Source organism: Streptomyces sp. TSRI0107 (assembly GCF_001905845.1).
Classification (GTDB): Bacteria; Actinomycetota; Actinomycetes; order Streptomycetales; family Streptomycetaceae; genus Streptomyces.
Map to the genome: position 1 here is coordinate 279,250 of NZ_LIVZ01000010.1, position 18,200 is coordinate 297,449.

At 72.0% G+C, this 18,200-nt stretch carries 21 protein-coding genes; 15 read left to right on the top strand and 6 right to left on the bottom strand.

The genetic code is table 11. The features are described from left to right. Positions 1-74: 74 nt before the first annotated feature. Positions 75-2,222 carry an FUSC family protein gene (locus tag AMK31_RS27150; protein WP_073943279.1) on the top strand — a complete coding sequence of 716 codons (2,148 nt, stop codon included), beginning with the start codon at positions 75-77 and terminating at the stop codon, positions 2,220-2,222. 28 nt (positions 2,223-2,250) lie between these two features. On the opposite strand, the gene AMK31_RS40745 is transcribed toward AMK31_RS27150, so the two are convergent. The 3 genes from AMK31_RS40745 to rpmB form a co-directional block, all read right to left on the bottom strand. Next, entirely contained in the window at positions 2,251-2,715 is a 465-nt protein-coding gene (locus AMK31_RS40745) for a hypothetical protein (RefSeq protein ID WP_079186943.1), read from the bottom strand. A gap of 115 nt (positions 2,716-2,830) precedes the next feature. Next, the gene (gene rpsN, locus AMK31_RS27160; RefSeq protein ID WP_073943281.1) at positions 2,831-3,136 is read right to left on the bottom strand and encodes a 30S ribosomal protein S14; all 306 of its coding nucleotides are present in this window, start codon (positions 3,134-3,136) and stop codon (positions 2,831-2,833) included. Further along, positions 3,136-3,372, bottom strand: a complete 237-nt coding sequence (gene rpmB, locus AMK31_RS27165) for a 50S ribosomal protein L28 (RefSeq protein ID WP_073943282.1) — start codon at positions 3,370-3,372, stop codon at positions 3,136-3,138. The genes rpsN and rpmB overlap by 1 nt, the downstream gene beginning before the upstream one ends. Positions 3,373-3,434: 62 nt before the next feature. On the opposite strand from rpmB, the gene rpmG reads away from it, so the two are divergent. The 5 genes from rpmG to AMK31_RS27190 all read left to right on the top strand — a co-directional run bounded on the left by rpmG (position 3,435) and on the right by AMK31_RS27190 (position 5,793). Further along, positions 3,435-3,599, top strand: coding sequence for a 50S ribosomal protein L33 (rpmG, locus tag AMK31_RS27170; RefSeq protein WP_030573688.1), 165 nt, complete (start codon positions 3,435-3,437; stop codon positions 3,597-3,599). A gap of 6 nt (positions 3,600-3,605) precedes the next feature. Then, positions 3,606-3,854, top strand: a complete 249-nt coding sequence (locus AMK31_RS27175) for a type B 50S ribosomal protein L31 (RefSeq protein ID WP_073943283.1) — start codon at positions 3,606-3,608, stop codon at positions 3,852-3,854. 4 nt (positions 3,855-3,858) lie between these two features. Then, positions 3,859-4,989 carry a CobW family GTP-binding protein gene (locus AMK31_RS27180; RefSeq protein WP_073943284.1) on the top strand — a complete coding sequence of 377 codons (1,131 nt, stop codon included), beginning with the start codon at positions 3,859-3,861 and terminating at the stop codon, positions 4,987-4,989. Positions 4,990-4,995: 6 nt separating this feature from the next. After that, entirely contained in the window at positions 4,996-5,229 is a 234-nt protein-coding gene (rpsR, locus tag AMK31_RS27185; RefSeq protein ID WP_073943285.1) for a 30S ribosomal protein S18, read from the top strand. A 345-nt stretch (positions 5,230-5,574) separates the two neighbouring features. Then, on the top strand, positions 5,575-5,793 hold the full coding sequence (locus AMK31_RS27190; RefSeq protein WP_073943372.1) for a DUF397 domain-containing protein: 219 nt from the start codon (positions 5,575-5,577) through the stop codon (positions 5,791-5,793). A gap of 89 nt (positions 5,794-5,882) precedes the next feature. On the opposite strand, the gene AMK31_RS27195 is transcribed toward AMK31_RS27190, so the two are convergent. Further along, on the bottom strand, positions 5,883-6,356 hold the full coding sequence (locus AMK31_RS27195; RefSeq protein WP_241842733.1) for an ATP-binding protein: 474 nt from the start codon (positions 6,354-6,356) through the stop codon (positions 5,883-5,885). Positions 6,357-6,719: 363 nt separating this feature from the next. Between AMK31_RS27195 and AMK31_RS27205 the strand changes: the two genes are divergently transcribed. From AMK31_RS27205 to AMK31_RS27240, 8 genes are all read left to right on the top strand, one after another. Beyond that, the gene (locus AMK31_RS27205) at positions 6,720-7,544 is read left to right on the top strand and encodes a helix-turn-helix domain-containing protein (RefSeq protein WP_073943373.1); all 825 of its coding nucleotides are present in this window, start codon (positions 6,720-6,722) and stop codon (positions 7,542-7,544) included. 92 nt (positions 7,545-7,636) lie between these two features. Beyond that, entirely contained in the window at positions 7,637-9,097 is a 1,461-nt protein-coding gene (locus AMK31_RS27210) for an aldehyde dehydrogenase family protein (RefSeq protein WP_073943288.1), read from the top strand. 101 nt (positions 9,098-9,198) lie between these two features. Beyond that, positions 9,199-9,750, top strand: coding sequence for a DinB family protein (locus tag AMK31_RS27215; protein ID WP_073943289.1), 552 nt, complete (start codon positions 9,199-9,201; stop codon positions 9,748-9,750). 10 nt (positions 9,751-9,760) lie between these two features. Then, positions 9,761-10,402 carry a PadR family transcriptional regulator gene (locus AMK31_RS27220; protein WP_073943374.1) on the top strand — a complete coding sequence of 214 codons (642 nt, stop codon included), beginning with the start codon at positions 9,761-9,763 and terminating at the stop codon, positions 10,400-10,402. Between the two features lie 99 nt (positions 10,403-10,501). Beyond that, entirely contained in the window at positions 10,502-11,458 is a 957-nt protein-coding gene (locus AMK31_RS27225; protein ID WP_073943290.1) for an ATP-binding cassette domain-containing protein, read from the top strand. Then, on the top strand, positions 11,455-12,216 hold the full coding sequence (locus AMK31_RS27230; protein WP_073943291.1) for an ABC transporter permease: 762 nt from the start codon (positions 11,455-11,457) through the stop codon (positions 12,214-12,216). Before AMK31_RS27225 ends, AMK31_RS27230 begins: the two co-directional genes overlap by 4 nt. An 82-nt stretch (positions 12,217-12,298) precedes the next feature. After that, on the top strand, positions 12,299-13,060 hold the full coding sequence (locus tag AMK31_RS27235) for a MerR family transcriptional regulator (protein WP_073943292.1): 762 nt from the start codon (positions 12,299-12,301) through the stop codon (positions 13,058-13,060). Between the two features lie 164 nt (positions 13,061-13,224). Next, positions 13,225-14,202 carry a DedA family protein gene (locus AMK31_RS27240; RefSeq protein WP_073943293.1) on the top strand — a complete coding sequence of 326 codons (978 nt, stop codon included), beginning with the start codon at positions 13,225-13,227 and terminating at the stop codon, positions 14,200-14,202. Between the two features lie 46 nt (positions 14,203-14,248). On the opposite strand, the gene AMK31_RS27245 is transcribed toward AMK31_RS27240, so the two are convergent. Then, positions 14,249-15,877 (bottom strand): threonine/serine ThrE exporter family protein, encoded by a 1,629-nt coding sequence (locus AMK31_RS27245; RefSeq protein ID WP_073943294.1) that lies wholly within the window; start codon positions 15,875-15,877, stop codon positions 14,249-14,251. Positions 15,878-15,994: 117 nt separating this feature from the next. After that, a complete protein-coding gene (locus AMK31_RS27250; protein ID WP_029381130.1) occupies positions 15,995-16,486 on the bottom strand; it encodes an inorganic diphosphatase in 492 nt (163 codons plus the stop codon). Between the two features lie 85 nt (positions 16,487-16,571). On the opposite strand from AMK31_RS27250, the gene dacB reads away from it, so the two are divergent. After that, positions 16,572-18,170 (top strand): D-alanyl-D-alanine carboxypeptidase/D-alanyl-D-alanine endopeptidase, encoded by a 1,599-nt coding sequence (gene dacB / locus AMK31_RS27255; protein ID WP_241842734.1) that lies wholly within the window; start codon positions 16,572-16,574, stop codon positions 18,168-18,170. The last annotated feature ends 30 nt before the right edge of the window (positions 18,171-18,200 follow it).

Genomic DNA, 18,200 nt, shown 5'->3' on the forward strand with positions numbered 1-18,200 from the left:
TCACCCACGGCGGTGCGCTCGCCGTGCGGCCACCCCACCCACAGCCCGCCCTTTATGTCCCGTACGCTGACGGAATGAGCTGGTTCCGGGCGCTGAGGCAGACCGCGCGCTCGGGGCTCGTCGTGCAACGCAAGCCCCTGGAACCGCTGATCGCGCTGCGCGGCGCGGTCGGGCTGGCGATCACCATCGGGGTGAGTCTGTGGGCGCTCGGCCCGGAGGCGGCGGCCAGCTCGGCGTTCGGGGCGCTGCAGGCGGCGATCGCCACCTTCCAGCGCAGCTGGCGGCCACGCCCGGAGCTGGCGCTGGCCTCCGGCACCAGTCTCGCCGTCTCGACCTTCCTCGGCTACCTCACCATCCCGCACCTGGCCCTGTTCCTCGCCCTGCTCGCCGTATGGACCTTCGCCGCCGGCCTGAGCTGGGCCGCGGGCCCCACGACCGGCCTGATCGCCTCCTCCAACGTGGCGATGATGCTGGTGACGGTCACCCTGCCGGCCTCCGTCGCCCAGGCGGCCGCGCACGCCGTGATGATGATCGCCGGCGGAGCCGTGCAGGCGGCGCTCATCGTCCTGTTCCCGGTCCGCCGCTGGGGCCCGCACCGCGACGCGCTCGCCGACGCCCTGGCCGCCGAGGCCGACTACGCCCGCCGCCTGCGCCACGACCCGGTCGCCCCCTTCGACCCGCTCCCGCTGATGGAGGCCCGGAACGCCGCCGCCGTCACCCCGCGCCAGGCCCGCCGACGCCCCGCCGAACTGCACGGCACCCGCGGCCTCGCCGAACGGATCCGCCCGGTCCTCGCCTCCCTGGCCGACCCGGCGCTCGGCGTCCCGCCGGAGGGCCGCGCCCGCGACCGGGTCCGCGAACTCCTCGCCGCCGCGGCCACCGTCCTCGACGCCGCCGCCCACGCCGTCCGCCACGGCACGCCCGTCACCCTCCCCGCCCCCGCCACCGCCGCCCTGCGCACCCCCGACACCGGCGCGGTCCTCACCGGCCCGCCGCAGCGCGCGGCCACCCGGCTGGCCCGCCTGCTGGCGGACGTGGTGGAGACCGCGGAAGCGGAGCCCCGACGGGGCGGACGCGCGAACCCCGCAGCCGAACCGGCCCCCCATCTGCCGCGCCCCACCCTGCCGCGCCTCGTCCCCGTCGTACTGCGGGCGATGCGCGACGAACTGCGGCTGCGCCACGACTCGCCGATCACCCGGCACGCCGTCCGGGTCACCGCGGTCGCCACCACCGGCTACCTCCTCGGCACCGCCCTCCCCCTGGGCCACGGCTACTGGGCGCCCCTCACCGCGGTCATGGTCATGCGCCCGGACTTCTCCCAGACGTACAGCCGCGCGGTGGCCCGCCTGGCCGGCACGGTCCTCGGCGTCGCCGTCGCCACCGCCATCGTGCAGCTCACCCACCCCGGCGTCTGGCTGTCCGCCGCGCTCGCCGTGGTCAGCGCCGCCCTGCTGTACCTCGTGATGCGCATGGGCCAGTTCGCCGCGCAGGCCTGCATCGGGGCGTACGTCGTCTTCCTGCTCGGCATGGCGGGCGAGCAGTGGACCCGGACCGGGCCCGAACGCGTGCTGCTCACCCTGCTGGGCGGGCTGCTGGCGATGCTCTCGTACGCCGTCTACCCGGCGTGGGAGACACCGCGCCTGCGCACCCGTCTCGCCGACTGGCTGGCCGCCCAGGGCGGGTACGCCGCCGCGGTCCTGCGCCACCACGCGGACCCCGCGAACACCTCCGCCGACGACATCCGTGCGGCCCTGCTCACCGCCCGCGCGGCCCGTGCCGCCTGGCACACGGCGGTCGCCCGCGCGGAGAGCGAACCCGTACGCCATCGCGGTCTGTCCCGGGTCACGGCGGACGACGCCGAGGAGGCGCTGACCCAGATGGGCCGCGTGGCGATGCTCCTGGAGGCCCACCTTCCGGACCACGCGGCCCCGCCGCTCCCACCCGCCGCCCGTCTCGCCGACGCCCTGCGCAAGGCCACGGCCCACGGCGCGAAGGCGGTACGCGACCGCCGCGTCCCCGACTGGGACACCGTACGGGCGACCCTCGAAGACCCGTCCTGGACGGACTCGCCGCCCAAACCGGAGCAGCCCGCTGTCCCGGACCCGTCCCCGACGGACCCCGCGGGCGAAGCCCTCTACGTCCGTCAGGCGGCCCACCTGATGCTGGCCTGTCTGACCGAGCTGTCCGACGCCCTGGACGGCGACCGGGAAGCAGTCGGCTGACCGGCCCCGCCCCAACCGCCGGCGGGCGCTACGGCGCCGTGGGCAACCCCGACGGCAGTTTGCCGCCCTCCGCCTTGGTGTACGTCTCGGTGCCCACCGTGCCCTCCCAGGTCACCTCCAGCGCGGTCGCCGTGGCGGAGTCGACCGTCCCGGTGCCCCGCTCCTCGTCCCCGCCGCCGCAGCGCAGCCGGATCGTCGGCTTTCCGGCCGCCTCGCCGACCTGCCCGCTGCACACCGCGCCCCTGCTGGCGAACAGCCCGGCGTCGTCGCCGGTGATCACCAGGGCCACGGCCTGCCCGCCGGTGGTGGCGAGCCAGCTGCCCTGCAGCTCCGCGCGTCCGGCGCCGGACGGCCCCGCGCTCTCGGGGGCGGAGGCGGATGGCGAGGCGGGGGCGGACGCCGAGGAGGTGGGCGTGACCGCGTCCTCGGAGCCGCCGTCGTCACTGCACGCGCTCAGCAGCAGCACGCCGCCCAGCCCCGCGGCCGCGGCCATGGCCGAGATCCGTGTCCGCCCGCGCGCCCCGCGCGCGTACGTCGCCGAAGTCACTGCGAGCCCCCCAGGGATCAGACCGGACGGTACGCCCCAGCAAGCTACCAGGAAGTAGGAACTACCAGGAGGACTTCCGGACCCCCGGCAGATACCCCGCGTGCGCCTGCTCCCGCAGCGACACCCGCGACAGCCCGAACGCCCGGAGGTAGCCGCGCGGGCGCCCGTCCACCTGGTCCCGGTTGCGCACGCGGGTGGCGCTCGCGTCCCGTGGCTGCGCGCGCAACTCGGCCTGCGCGGCCCGCCGTTCCGCGTCGCTGGTGGACGGCCGGCGGATGATCTCCTTCAGTTCGGCGCGCCGCGCGGCGTACCGCGCGACGGTCTCCTGCCGTTTCGCGTTCTTCGCGATCTTGCTCTTCTTCGCCATCAGACCCGCACCCCCCGCGCGCGGATCCGGGCCACGGCGGCCTCGATCCCGATCGTGTCGACGGTCTTGATCCCCTTGGTGCTCAGCCGCAGCCGGACGTACCGGTTCTCGCTCGGCAGCCAGTACCGCTTGGACTGGACGTTGGGGTCGAAGCGGCGCGGGGTGCGCCGGTGTGAGTGCGAGACGCGGTTGCCGAAGCCGGGCCGGGTGCCGGTCAGCATGCAGTGGGCGGACACGGGGTGACGCACCTCTCCTCGATCGAGTTCGTAATGGAATTCATTTTCAGTAACATAGCAGCATGGCACGCAACGAACTCCGCCCGGTCATCAAGCTCCGGTCCACCGCCGGCACCGGCTACACCTACGTCACCCGCAAGAACCGCCGTAACGACCCGGACCGTATGACCCTGCGCAAGTACGACCCGGTCGCCGGCCGGCACGTCGACTTCCGAGAGGAGCGCTGAGCAGCCGTGCGCCAGGGAATCCACCCCGACTACGGCCCCGTCGTCTTCCGCGACCGCGCCGCCGACTACGCCTTCCTGACCCGCTCGACGATGACGAGCGACAAGACCATCGAGTGGGAGGACGGCAACACCTACCCGGTCGTCGACGTCGAGATCTCCCACGTCAGCCACCCCTTCTACACGGGCACGGCCCGCGTCCTGGACACCGCCGGCCGCGTCGAGCGCTTCGAGCGCCGGTACGGGAAGCGGAGCTGACACCGTGTCCGACCTCTCCGTCGTGATCGTCGGCGGGCTGCACTCCGACGCCCGCAAGGCGGCCGTCGCGCGGCTGCTCGCCGACGTCCCCGGCAGCGTCGCCCTCCACCACGACCTGACGACGGCCGCGGCCGGCACCGTCGTCCGCACCGTCCGGGACGCCGACGGCGTCCGGTACGCCGGTGAGGCGCCGCTGGTCAACGACTGCGCGTGCTGCGCCCTGCGCGAGGACCTGGTGCCCGAGCTGCGGAGCCTCGCCGACGCCGGGGACACCCGGCTCGCGGTCGTCGAGCTGTGGGACTCCGTGGAGCCGAAGGCGATGGCCGAGGTCGTCACCGCCGGCGGCCTCACCGTCACCGGTGTGCTCACCGCCGTCGACCCGGCGCTGCTGCTGCCGTACCTCGGCAACGGCGACGACCTCGCCGAGGCCGGGCTCGCCGCGGCCGCCACCGACCAGCGGACCGTCGCCGACACCTTCGCCCGCCAGCTGGAGTACGCCCCCGTCCTCGCCGTCGCCGACTCCGAGGAGGCCGACGACGAGGACCGCGAGCTGCTGGCCCAGCTGCACCCGACCGCCCGCCGGGTCCCGATCGGCCACGGTGACCTGGCGGGCGCCGCACTCGCCGGTTTCGACGTCGAGGCGGCCGCCGCCGCCCAGCACCCGGCGTGCGCGCTGCTGCCCGCCGAGGCCGACGCGCACGGCGTGACCACCTTCGTCTGGCACCGGCGCCGCCCCTTCCACCCGGAGCGGCTCTACCAGGCGCTGGAGGACCTGACCTGCGCCGCCGCGCGCAGCCGGGGCCGGTTCTGGCTCGCCGACAGGCCGGACACCCTGCTGCACTGGGACGCGGCGGGCGGCGCGCTGTGCGTGGAGAGCGCCGGCCCGTGGCTCGCCTCGCTGCCCGACGCGGCCTGGGAGATGCTGCCGCCGATACGCCGCGCCGCCGCCGCGCTCGACTGGCACCCCGAGCACGGCGACTGCTGCCAGCACCTGGTCTTCATCTCGCCCGGCCTCGACCGCGACAACCTGCGGCGGCTGCTGGAGTCCTGTCTGCTGACCGACGCCGAGTACGCCGCCGGGCGGGACGCCTGGAAGCGGCTGCCGCCCGCCTTCGACACCCTTCTGGAGGTCTGAACCCGCATGCCCCGCAAGCCCGACCGCAAGCCCGCCAAGAACCGGCCGAACCCCCTGGACGAGGCGGGGGTGACGTACGTCGACTACAAGGACACCGATCTGCTGCGGAAGTTCGTCTCCGACCGCGGCAAGATCCGCAGCCGCCGTGTCACCCGGGTCGGTTCGCAGCAGCAGCGGCAGCTGGCCCGCGCGATCAAGAACGCCCGCGAGATGGCCCTGCTGCCGTACGCCGGTCGCTGACGCCCCGCCTGCCCCGCGCTCCCCGCGCTCCCCGCGCGACGAGCCCCGCCTCACCGGAGGCGGGGCTCGTCGGCGTTCGTGTCAAATCTCCTGGGAAATAAGGAAGTTCACGGAAGTTCAATGGAACACAAAGCTGTTGGCGAGCGTCTGTTCCTAGTACCGGAACCACTCCGGTAAAGCGGGGGCAAAGTTGTAGTCACGGGAACACCCCGCGTGCACGTGCATCTGCTCATGCAACTGCAGATGAAGAGGGTTATGATCCGGCACAGTTGACCACTGCACCTATGGCCAGACAGCCAGTGCACCACCGGGGAGCGACCTGTGGACCACGACGTGTACAACGGCATGGCCGCCACCGAGCTGCGCGGTGTGGCCTGGCAGAAGAGTCGGCACAGCAACTCGCAGGGTTCGTGTGTGGAGTTCGCCCGGTTGCCGGGCGGGCGGGTGGCCGTACGGAATTCCAACTTCCCCGACGGGCCCGCGCTCGTGTACACCCGGGCGGAGATCGAGGCCATGCTGCTCGGGGTGAAGGACGGCGAGTTCGACCACCTGGTGGCGGGCTGAGGACCGGGTCCGCCGGAATTTCCGGAAGCGGGCCCCGCTTTTCGCCGCGACGCGCGTAGAACCGCGGCACGCGCGCGTGCCGCGGTTCGTCACTCGGCGGGCTGTAGCCGGAACAGCGCCCAGACCACCTTGCCGCTGAGCGTGCCGGCCAGCGGGTGCCAGCCCCAGCTGTCGCAGAAGGAGTCCACGAGGAACAGCCCGCGGCCGGACTCCGCCGAGAAGTCGTCCGCCTCACGGGCGACCGGGCTGTCGTTGCTCGGGTCGCGCACCGCGCACACCAGCCGCTCGGTCCAGCGCATCAGGTGCAGCCGTACCTGCGGGTCCTGGTCCGACGCCCGCGCGGTGTCCGGCAGGGCGTGCCGCAGGGCGTTGGTGACGAGTTCCGAGACGACCAGACAGACGTCGTCGAACCGTTCGCCGAGACCCCACTGGTCGAGGGTGCCGCGGGTGAACCGGCGTGCGTCACCCACCGCTTCGTAGCGGGCGGGGAGGGCGCAGGAGGCGGCGCTGGAGACGGCCGCGGGATCGAGTGGGGGAAGGCCCTGCCGTAACGGCTCGAGCATGGTCGATCCATTCGTTGCCATGCGGGGCACTCCCGGAATTCGCGGTCGTTGCGATGCAGCGGTGGCGCGGGACCATGGTTTCGGATGCGCAGGGCAGATGCAAGGGCAGATGCACGTGCACGCGACCGAAATCGACCCTCCCGTACCGCTTCTTGGCCATTTTTTCCGCCATCTTCTCGTCGTCCGCCGGTCGCCTTCCGGTCGTCCGGCTGCGCGCCCCTGCCCGGAATCTTTGGCTTCTTTCCGTCTGTGTAATCGGACGAGTACAGCTCGGAGTGATTTAGTGGCAGACTGCGGGCCCTAAGACGGTTGGGGAGGCTGGCGAACGTGAGCGCGGGAGAGCCCGGATCGGTGGTGCGGCGCATGCTGCTCGGCTCGCAACTCAGGCGGCTGCGCGAGGCGCGTGGCATCACCCGCGAGGCGGCGGGCTACCACATCCGCGCGTCCGAGTCGAAGATCAGCCGGATGGAGCTGGGCCGGGTGAGCTTCAAGACGAGGGACGTCGAGGACCTGCTGACGCTGTACGGCATCACGGACGAGACCGAGCGCAACTCGCTCGTCTCGCTCGCCCGCGAGGCCAATGTCGCCGGCTGGTGGCACAGTTACTCCGACGTGCTGCCCAGCTGGTTCCCGACCTACGTCGGCCTGGAGGGCGCCGCGTCCCTGATCCGCGTCTACGAGGTGCAGTTCGTGCACGGCCTGCTGCAGACCGAGGAGTACGCCCGCGCGGTGGTGCGGCGCGGCATGAAGGGCGCGAGCGAGGCCGACGTCGAACGCCGCGTGGCGCTGCGCCTGGAGCGGCAGAAGCACCTCGTCGCGGAGAACGCCCCCGACTTCCACATCGTCCTGGACGAGGCCGCCCTGCGCCGCCCCTACGGCGACCGCGAGGTGATGCGCGGCCAGCTCCAGCACCTCATCGAGATCTCCGAGCGGCCCAACGTCCGGCTGCAGATCATGCCGTTCGGCTTCGGCGGGCACTCCGGCGAGAGCGGCGCCTTCACCATCCTCAGCTTCCCCGAGTCCGACCTCTCGGACGTGGTCTACCTCGAGCAGCTGACCAGCGCCCTGTACCTGGACAAGCACGAGGACGTCGCCCAGTACGAGAGCGCCCTCAAGGAGCTGCAGCGCGACAGCCCGGGACCGGCGGAGAGCCGCGATCTCCTCAGGGGTCTCCTCCAACTCTCCTGACTCCAAGGCCAAGTTGGAGAACCGGCCAGTAGGATGACGGGCGATCAGGCACATCTGTCCGTCTGCTTCTGCGGCAGGGATTGAGGGATCACATGTCGTCCTACTTCACCGACCTGGCTCAGCAGTACATCGACGGCGAGTGGCGTCCGGGCACCGGCTCCTGGGACATCATCGACTTCAATCCGTACGACGGCGAGAAGCTGGCCTCGATCACCATAGCCACGGCCGGCGAGATAGATCAGGCCTACCGCGCCGCCGCCCGCGTCCAGCCGGAGTGGGACCGCGCGGGCACCTTCGCCCGCCGCGCGGTGCTGGAGAAGACGCTGCGCCTGGTCGAGGAGCGCGAGGCGGAGATCGCCGAGGCGATCGTCGCCGAACTGGGCGGCACCCGCGTGAAGGCCGCCTTCGAACTCCACCTGGCCAAGGAGTTCCTGCGCGAGGCGGCCGCCCTGGCGACGCGCCGTGAGGACCGGCTGATCCCCTCGCCCGACCCCGGCAAGGAGAACCGCCTCTACCGGGTCCCGGTCGGCGTCGTCGGCGTCATCAGCCCCTTCAACTTCCCCTTCCTGCTGTCCCTGAAGTCCGTCGCGCCCGCGCTGGCCCTCGGCAACGCCGTCGTCCTCAAGCCGCACCAGGACACCCCGGTCCTCGGCGGCACCCTCGTCGCGAAGCTCTTCGAGGACGCGGGCCTGCCGGCCGGTGTGCTGAACGTGGTCGTCACCGACATCGCCGAGATAGGCGACGCCTTCATCGAGCACCCGGTGCCGAAGGTCATCTCCTTCACCGGCTCCGACACGGTGGGCCGCCATGTCGCCACGGTCTGCGCCGGGCAGTTCAAGCAGGCGATCCTCGAACTCGGCGGCAACAGCGCGCTGGTGGTCCTCGACGACGCCGACGTCGACTACGCCGTCGACGCGGCCGTCTTCTCCCGCTACGTCCACCAGGGCCAGGTCTGCATGGCCGCCAACCGCGTCCTCGTGGACCGCTCGATCGCCGGCGAGTTCACCGAGAAGTTCGTCGCCAAGGTGAAGTCCCTGAAGGCGGGCGACCCGCGCGACCCGGAGACCGTCATCGGCCCGGTCATCAACGCCTCCCAGGCCGAGTCCGTCTCCGGCGCCGTCGAGCAGGCGGTCGCGGAGGGCGCCACGGCGCTGCTGCGCGGCGCCGTCCGGGACAACCTCGTCGAGCCGTCCGTCCTCACCGACGTACCCGCCGGCTCCCCGCTGCTGCACCAGGAGATCTTCGGCCCGGTCGCCTTCCTCATCCCCTTCGACGGCGAGGAGGAGGCCGTACGCCTGGTCAACGACACCCCGTACGGCCTCAGCGGGGCGGTCCACACCGGCGACGTCGAACGCGGCGTCCGCTTCGCCCGGCGCGTCGACACCGGCATGTTTCACGTCAACGACGGCACCGTCCACGACGAACCCCTCGTCCCCTTCGGCGGCGAGAAGCACTCGGGCGTCGGCCGTCTGAACGGGGAGTCGACGCTGGACGCGTTCACGACCCTGAAGTGGATCTCGGTGCAGCACGGCAGGAGCGGGTTCCCCTTCTGAGGGATTTCCGGGCCGCCCCCGCCTTTAGGACAGCAGCTGACCGCGATGCCTCCTACCTTCATCGGTGTCAGGCGAAAGCCCCCCGATGAAAGGCGGTCGACATGGTCACCCACGTGCGCGCGGAGACCCCCGGCGACGAGCGCGGCGCGCTGCTCTCCTTCCTGGCGGAGCAGCGCGGCGGCATCCGGCGGGCGGTGCTGGGACTCACGGACGAGCAGGCGTCGAGCACGCCCAGCGCCAGCGAGCTGAGCCTCGCCGGGCTGGTCAAGCACGTCGCCGAGGTGGAGCAGAGCTGGGTCGCGCGGGCCAAGGGCGAGCCCCCGGCGGTCAAGCGGGACGCGACCAACTGGCAGGAGACCTTCCGCCTCGTCGGCGACGAGAGCGTCGCCTCGCAGCTGGCGTACTGGGAGCAGGTCGCCGCCGAGACGGAGGTGTTCGTCCGCGCGGTGCCCAGCCTGGACGACACCTTCGAGCTCCCGGACGAGCCGTGGTTCCCGGAGCGGACCGTCTCGATGCGCTGGCTGTGCCTCCACCTCATCCGGGAGACCGCCCGCCACGCGGGCCACGCGGACATCATCCGCGAGTCGCTGGACGGCAGGACGGCCTTCGAGCTGGTCGCCCTCGCCGGGAACGGGAGCGGCGACACGCCCTAATGTGGACCGCATGTCAGCGATCCGACTCCTGGTGCTGGGCGCCGTCCGCCAGCACGGACGGGCCCACGGCTACCAGGTGCGCAACGACCTGGAGTACTGGGGTGCGCACGAGTGGTCCAACGCCAAGCCCGGCTCGATCTACCACGCGCTGAAGCAGATGGCGAAGCAAGGGCTGCTGCACGCGCACGAGATCGCCCCCTCCACGGCGGGCGGCCCGCCGCGCACCGAGTACGAGATCACCGACCTCGGTGTGGAGGAGTACCTCGGCATGGTCCGCGAGGCGCTCACCAGCTACGACCAGAAGATGGACATCAAGTCCGCGGCCATCGGCTTCATGGTCGACCTGCCGCGCGCCGAGGCGGTGGCCCTGCTGAAGGAGCGCATCCGCCGCATCGAGGAATGGCGTGGCGCCGTCACCGAGCACTACGTGCCCGAGAACGGCCCCGGCCAGCTGGGCCACATCGGCGAGATCATGAACCTGTGGCTCCACACGGCCGACGCGGAGGCCGACTGGACGCGTGGGCTGATCGAGCGGATCGAGGGCGGGGCCTACACCTTCGAGGGAGAGGGCGATCCCTTCGTCGGCGTCCTCGCCGAGGGGCAGGACAACCCGTACGCGACGGGGGAGCGGCACCCGGAGGACGCCGGCTGACGGCCGGAAAAGATCGGCTAATCAAGTTTGACGAATGAGTGGACGGGCATTACGTTTCCGGTCTTAGTCAAGTTTGACTAGCTAGGAAGTGGGTGGCCTGTGACCCATACGGCGATCGCCGTGGACGGCGCACGCAAGGCATACGGGGACAAGAAGGCGCTGGACGGACTCGACCTCGTCGTCCCGCGAGGCACGGTCCAGGGCGTACTGGGCCCCAACGGCGCCGGGAAGACGACCCTGGTACGCGTCCTGTCGACGCTGCTGCGGCCGGACGCGGGCCGGATCGAGGTCGCCGGACACGACGTGGTGACCCAGGCGCGCGAGGTCCGCCTCCGCATCGGCCTGCTCGGCCAGCACGCGGCCGTCGACGAGGAACTGGACGGCCGCCAGAACCTGGAGATGTTCGGCCGCCTCCACCACCTGGGCGCCCGCCGCGCGCGGGCACGCGCCGACGAACTGCTGGCGCGCTTCGACCTCACCGGCACCGGGCGCAAGCCCGTCAAGCGGTACAGCGGCGGCATGCGCCGCCGCCTCGACCTCGCCGCGTCGCTCGTCACCGACCCCGACGTGCTCTTCCTGGACGAGCCCACCACCGGCCTCGACCCGCGCGGCCGCGCGGAGGTCTGGGCCGCGGTCCGCTCCCTGGTCGGCGGCGGCACGACGGTCCTGCTCACCACCCAGTACCTGGAGGAGGCCGACCAGCTCGCCGACCGCGTCTCGGTGGTCGACTCCGGCCGGGTCGTCGCCGACGGCACCCCCGACGACCTGAAGTCCGCCCTCGGCGGCGACCGCATCGACGTCGTCCTGCGCGACGCGGACCGGCTCGGTGCGGCCGCCGCCCTGCTGCCGGTGCCGGAGGACACCGTCCGCGTCGACGCCGACCGGCGGCTGCTCAGCGCCCCGGTCACCGACCGCATGACGGCCCTCACCGGCGTCGTACGCGCGCTGGAGGAGGCCGGCATCGAAGCCGAGGACATCGCGCTTCGGCGCCCCACGCTCGACGAGGTCTTCCTGCACCTCACCGGCGGCGAGCGCCGCGAGAAGGAGGCCGTGTGAACACCTACGTCCTGACCGACTCCTGGACGATGACCCGCCGCGAACTCGCCCACTGGGCGCGGCAACCGGTGCAGGTCGTGGTGAACCTGGTGTTCCCCGTGATGCTGATGCTGATGTTCGGCTACCTCATCGGCGGCGGCCGGGGCGTCAGCGGCCCCTACGTGGACTACCTGGTCCCCGGCATGCTCGCCCTCACCATGGCCTTCGGCCTGGAGGGCACGATGATCGCCGTCACACAGGACATGAACAAGGGGGTGATCGACCGGTTCCGGTCCATGCCGATGACCGACGCAGCCGTACTGGTGGGCCGGTCCGCCGCCGACATGCTCCAGTCGGCCCTGGTGCTGGCCGCGCTGACGGGCGTGGGCCACGCCGTCGGATGGCGGGTGCACGGCGGCCTCGCGAACTTCGGCGCGGCGGTCGGACTGCTTCTGCTGTTCCGGTTCGCCATGCTGTGGATCGGCATCCACCTCGGCCTGCTCGCCGGCCGGCCGGAGATGGTCCAGGCCGTCCAGATCCTCGTCTGGCCGATCGGCTTCCTCTCCAACGTGCTCGCCACCCCGGACTCCATGCCCGGCTGGCTGGGCACGATCGTGGAGTGGAACCCCCTGTCCCACACGGCGACCGCGGTACGCGAGCTGTGCGCGGGCGGAACGGCCGACTCGGGCCACCTCTGGGCGGCGGTGGCCTGGCCGGTGGGTCTGCTCGCGGTGTTCTTCCCACTGGCGGTACGCAGGTTCGGGCGGCTGAGCAAGTAGCGGCGGGCCCTAGGAAGGCGGCTTGCACCTCACGTGACGTGAGGGCGCACCGTGGAGGGCGTCACAGAAGGGAGCGGAAGAAGTGAGCTACTCCGTGGGACAGGTCGCCGGTTTCGCCGGAGTCACGGTGCGCACACTGCACCACTACGACGACATCGGCCTGCTCGCACCCGGCGAGCGCAGCCACGCGGGACACCGGCGCTACAGCGACGCCGACCTCGACCGGCTGCAGCAGATCCTGTTCTACCGCGAGCTCGGCTTCCCGCTCGACGAGGTCGCCGTCCTGCTCGACGACCCGGACGCGGACCCGCGGGCCCACCTGCGCCGGCAGCACGAGCTGCTGACCGCCCGGATCGAGAAGCTGCGGAAGATGGCGGCGGCCGTGGAGCACGCCATGGAGGCACGCGAGATGGGGATCGACCTCACGCCCGAGGAGCGGTTCGAGGTCTTCGGGGACAAGGACCCGGAGCAGTACGCGGAGGAGGCGGAGGCCCGCTGGGGCGGCACGGAGGCCTACGCCGAGTCGCAGCGCCGCGCCGCGGGCTACACCAAGCAGGACTGGCAGCGGATGCAGGCCGAGGTGGCCGACTGGAGCGAGCGCTACGCCGCCCTGATGGCCGACGGCGAGCCGCCGGCCGGCGAGCGCGCCATGGAGATGGCCGAGGAGCACCGCCGGCACATCTGCGGCTGGTTCTACGAGTGCGGCTACGAGATGCACCAGGGCCTGGGTGAGATGTACGTCTCCGACGAGCGCTTCAAGGCGTTCTACGACGCGATGCGCCCCGGCCTCGCCGAGCATCTGAGGGACGCGATCGTCGCGAACGCGGCCCGGCACTCCTCCTGATCCGTGGGCCCGGGGACCGTACCCCGGGCCCACGGCTTTGTCCCAGCGGGCACACAGGGCATCCTGAGGACTCCGGTGGAACCTGGGCCAGGCACACTGCGTTGATAGCTTTGTCCGGCCGAACCGGACGCCGTACTTCCCTCACCCCTCAGGAGCCCGGAACCGTGACGACGCTTGCTCTCGGACCCAGCTGGCTGGATCCGAACTACCTGCTCGACACCTTCGGGATCTGGGGTCTCCTCCTCATCGTCTTCGCCGAGTCCGGCCTGCTCATCGGCTTCTTCCTGCCCGGTGACTCGCTGCTGTTCACCGCGGGCCTGCTGATCACCTCGGGGGAGCTGGACTTCCCCCTGTGGGCGGCCATCGTCCTGATCTGCCTCGCCGCGATCCTCGGCGACCAGGCGGGCTACATGTTCGGCAAGAAGGTCGGACCCTCGCTCTTCACCCGCCCCGACTCCCGCCTCTTCAAGCAGGAGAACGTCACCAAGGCCCACGAGTTCTTCGAGAAGTACGGCCCGAAGTCCCTGGTCCTGGCCCGCTTCGTGCCCATCGTCCGCACCTTCACGCCGATCATCGCCGGCGTCAGCGGCATGCGGTACCGCTCCTTCCTCATCTGGAACATCCTCGGCGGCATCCTCTGGGGCGCGGGCGTCACCCTGCTCGGCTCCTGGCTGGGCGGCATCGACTTCGTCAAGCAGAACATCGAAGCGATCCTGATCCTGATCGTCCTGATCTCCGTCGTGCCGATCATCATCGAGTTCTGGCGCGCCCGCTCGAAGGGCAAGAACGCCCCGCAGCAGCAGCCGGAGCCGCAGCAGGCCCGGCCGCAGGCCCAGCAGCCCTCGTATCCGGTGATGGACGACGCCACCACCCAGCTCCGCCGCATCCCGCCGGCCGAGCAGCAGCAGCCCTACCCCCCGCAGAACCAGCAGCAGTACGGCTACGACCAGCAGCAGTACGGCCATGACCAGCAGCAGTACGGCCATGACCAGCAGCAGTACGGCTACGACCAGAACGGTTACGACCAGAACGGTTACGACCAGGGTTATGGCCAGGGCGGCTACGACAACCAGCAGCCGTACGGAAACCAGCAGCACCCGCGGCAGCAGTACCCGTACGACAACCAGAACCAGGGCTACTGAGCCGGACCCCGGCCGGGGACGTGGGCGGCGCGGGCCGCGCGGGTGCTCAGAACCCGCGCGTCCGCTTGGCGGCCTTCCGCCCGCGCCCCGCGCCCCGCAGGAACAGCCGCGACATCTCCGAACCGAGATTCACCCCGATGGCGATCGCCATGGCCAGCGCCGCCGCCTTGCTCAGCGACGTCAGCCCGCCGTCGACGTCGTTCTGCGCGAACGCCAGCAGCCCGAAGTACGTCGCGGAACCCGGCAGCAGCGGGCCGATCGCCGCGGTGGTGTAGGGCAGCGCCGACGCGTACCGGTAGCGCGCCATCAGCTGCCCGAACAGCCCGACAAGGCCCGCCGCCACCGCCGTCGAGGCGACCGGCGACAGGTCACCGGCGTAGTGCATGGCGCCGTACACCACCCACGCCACACCTCCGTTGAGCGTCACGGCGAGCACGGTGGATCGTTCCTGCTGCAGGAGCACGGCGAACGTCAGTGACAGCAGCATCGACGCGATGATCTGCACCACCGGCTGCTCGTTGCTGCCCAGCGCCGCCTCGGGGTTCAGCTGCGCCCCCAGCTGGACGCCGAAGTACAGCACCACCAGCACGCCGACGACGATGCCGACGAAGAAGTACATGACCTCCAGCAGGCGCGCCGCCGCGGTGATGTAGAACCCGGTCAGCCCGTCCTGCACGCCCGCCACCAGCGCCCGCCCGGGCAGCAGCGCGAACAGCCCACCGGTGATCACGGCGGACGCCTTCACGTCCACGTGGGCGACGGTCAGCGCCACCCCGATCGCGCCCGGCGGCATCGCGGCGGCCGTGAACTGGTAGAACTCCGGCAGCCCGCGCCCCGCGCACAGCCACGCCAGCCGGTCCCCGAGCATGGCGCCCAGCGCGGCCGCGACGAACACGATCAGATCGCCGCCGACCAGCACCGAGGCCGCGCCCGCGAGCAGCCCGCTCGCCGAGGTCAGCACCCAGGTCGGATACGGGTGCCGGTTGCGGCGGATCTCCGCGAGCCGCCGGTAGGCCTCCTCCAGCGAGATCTGCGTCTCCGGGTCGCTGAGGTCGTCCACCAGCTGGAAGACGGCCGCGAGCCGCGTGTAGTCCGTACCGCGCCGCCGTACGGTCCGCGCCGCCGACACCGGATCGTCCACCAGCGACGGCTGGTACGAGATCGACAGCAGGGTGAAGGTGACGTTCGGTTCGCACCGGTCCAGCCCGTACGAGCGGCACACCGCGAACATCGCCGCCTCGACGTCCTCCGCGCCCTCACCGCCCGCCAGCAGCAGCTCGCCGATACGCAGCGTCAGGTCGAGCACGCGGGGGACGGCCGGGCCGCCCTCCTCCGTCTTGTGCACCGGCTCCGGCGCGGGCCGCTCGGTCACCGGCATGCGCAGCATGGTGCGCATCCGGTCCTGCCACGGCGCGTCCTTGGTGAGACTGACCGCCGGTATCCCGTTCGGCGGCGTGAACGCGGGCGGCGCCTCCCGCGCGCTGTAGGCGCTCGGCGTGCTGAACGCCGACCCCTCGGGCTCCGCGCCCGGCGGCTGCGGGACGTCCAGCCCGACGGGCAGGGCGAACTCGGAGGTGGTCTCCGACTCGCTCTCCCCGACCTCGACACCGGCGGGCGGCGTGAAGGCCATCCTCGCCTCGTCCGACTGCGGCTTGCGGTCCTCCGCGTCCGTCACCTGCGTAGCGCTCCCTGTACGACACCTCCGGTGCCCTCAGTATGCGCAGTATCCGCGCACACATGCCGAACGGGCCGCACGCAAGCGCGTACGGCCCGTTCCGGCAGGCACGGGAGGTCAGTGACCGCCCTGCTCCTTGAAGCGCTTGTACGACCGCTCGATCTCGGCCTCGGCGTCGGTGCGGCCCACCCAGTTGGCGCCCTCGACGGACTTGCCGGGCTCCAGGTCCTTGTACACCTCGAAGAAGTGCTGGATCTCCAGGCGGTCGAACTCGGACACGTGGTGAATGTCGCGCAGGTGCTCCACGCGCGGGTCCGTCGCCGGGACGCACAGCAGCTTGTCGTCGCCGCCGGCCTCGTCGGTCATACGGAACATGCCGATCGCGCGGCAGCGGATGAGGCAGCCCGGGAAGGTCGGCTCGTCCAGGATGACCAGCGCGTCCAGCGGGTCGCCGTCCTCGCCGAGGGTGTTCTCGACGAAGCCGTAGTCCGTCGGGTACGCGGTCGACGTGAACAGGCGGCGGTCCAGGCGGATCCGACCGGTCTCGTGGTCCACCTCGTACTTGTTGCGCGAACCCTTCGGGATCTCGATCGTGACGTCGAACTCCACCGGTGGCTCCTCCATGATCAACACACAGTTCTGGTGATTAAGTGTCCCTCACGCAGGTGTGTGATCGCGAAAGGGGCTGGTCGTCGTGCCCGAGCTGAGGCCCTGGCGGGCCGCGAGGCCGCGTCTGACGCGGGTCGCGAACGCCGTACGTCCCCGTCTCGCCCGTGCCGCCACGGCCGCGAGGCCGCGGGTCGCGCGGCTGGCGCGGGCCGCGTCACCGCAGGTCGCACGGATCACGCGAGCCAAGACCTGGCAGTACACCGCGGGTGCCGCCACCGCCGGTCTGGCGCTGGCCGCCTGCGTGGTGACCGCCGCGGGCCCCTGGGACTCCACGGGTCAGCGTACGGCCGAGCGGGATCGCGCCGCTGCCGCCGGACAGCGGGGTGGCGCATCTCACGACGGCACGTCCGGCAGGGCCGGGGCGAACGGAACGGCGCCCGGCGGCCCCAGGCCCGCCCCCAGCGCGGCGTCCGTGCTCACCGGCCTGGGCGGCGCGACGGGCGGCGGACGGCCGGCGCCGGACGCCAAGGCCCTCGCCGCCGCCCTCGACCCGCTCCTGAAGGACGCCGCGCTCGGCGGGCGCCGCGCGGCCGCCGTCGTCGACATCGCCACGGGCGAGCGGCTGTACGGCAGCGCCGCCGAGGAGGCGCTGACCCCGGCCTCCACCACCAAGATCGCCACCGCCGCCGCCGCGCTGTCCGCCCTCGGCGCCGACCACCGCCTCACCACCCGCGCCGTCTTCGAACCCGACACCAAGGAGCTGATCCTGGTCGGCGGCGGCGACCCCACCCTCACCGCCGACCGCGACGCCGAAGGCCGGGCCGGTCTGCGCGCCCTCGCCGCCGAGACCGCCGCCGCACTGGAGAAGCGCGACGTCCGCGCGGTGACCCTGTCGTACGACACCACCCTGTACGCGGGCTCCGATCTTCACCCCATCGGGGTCAACGACAACCTCGCCCGTGTCACCGCCCTGATGGCCGACGAGGCCCGCACCGACGACTCCACCAGCGGCCCGGCGCCGCGCTTCGCCGACCCCGCGGCGGAGGCCACCCGCGCCTTCGCGGACTTCCTCCAGGCCGAGGGCATCAAGACCACGCCCCCCGGGCCGTCCAAGGCCACCGGCCGCGCGGACACCCTCGCCGCCGTCTCCTCGCCTCCGCTGTCCGCCCTCGTCGAGCGGATGCTCACCAACAGCGACAACGACATCGCCGAGGCCCTGGCCCGGCACACCGCGATCGCGACGGGCGAGAGCGCCGACTTCGACGGGGCGGGCCGCGCGATCGAGGCGCAGCTGAAGAAGCTGGGACTGCCGACGAAGGGCGTCGTCATCAAGGACGGCAGCGGCCTCGACCGCGCGGACAAGCTCACCGCCGGCCTCCTCACCGCCCTCCTCGCCAAGGCCGCCGACCCCGACCGCCCCGACCTGCGCCCCACCCTCACCGGCCTCCCCGTCGCCGGCTTCACCGGCACCCTGACCAGCCGCTACGGCGACGGCGCGGCCGGCGTCGTACGCGCCAAGACCGGCACACTCACCGGCGTCAACACCCTCGCCGGCACCGTCGTGAACGCCGACGGCCGAGTCCTCGCCTTCGCGCTCCTCGCCTCGGACACGACGAACCCGGCCGCCGCCCAGACGGCCCTGGACCGCACGGCCACGGCACTGGCGGCATGCGGCTGCGGCTGAGATCCGGCCACCCGCACCACCGCCCCGCGC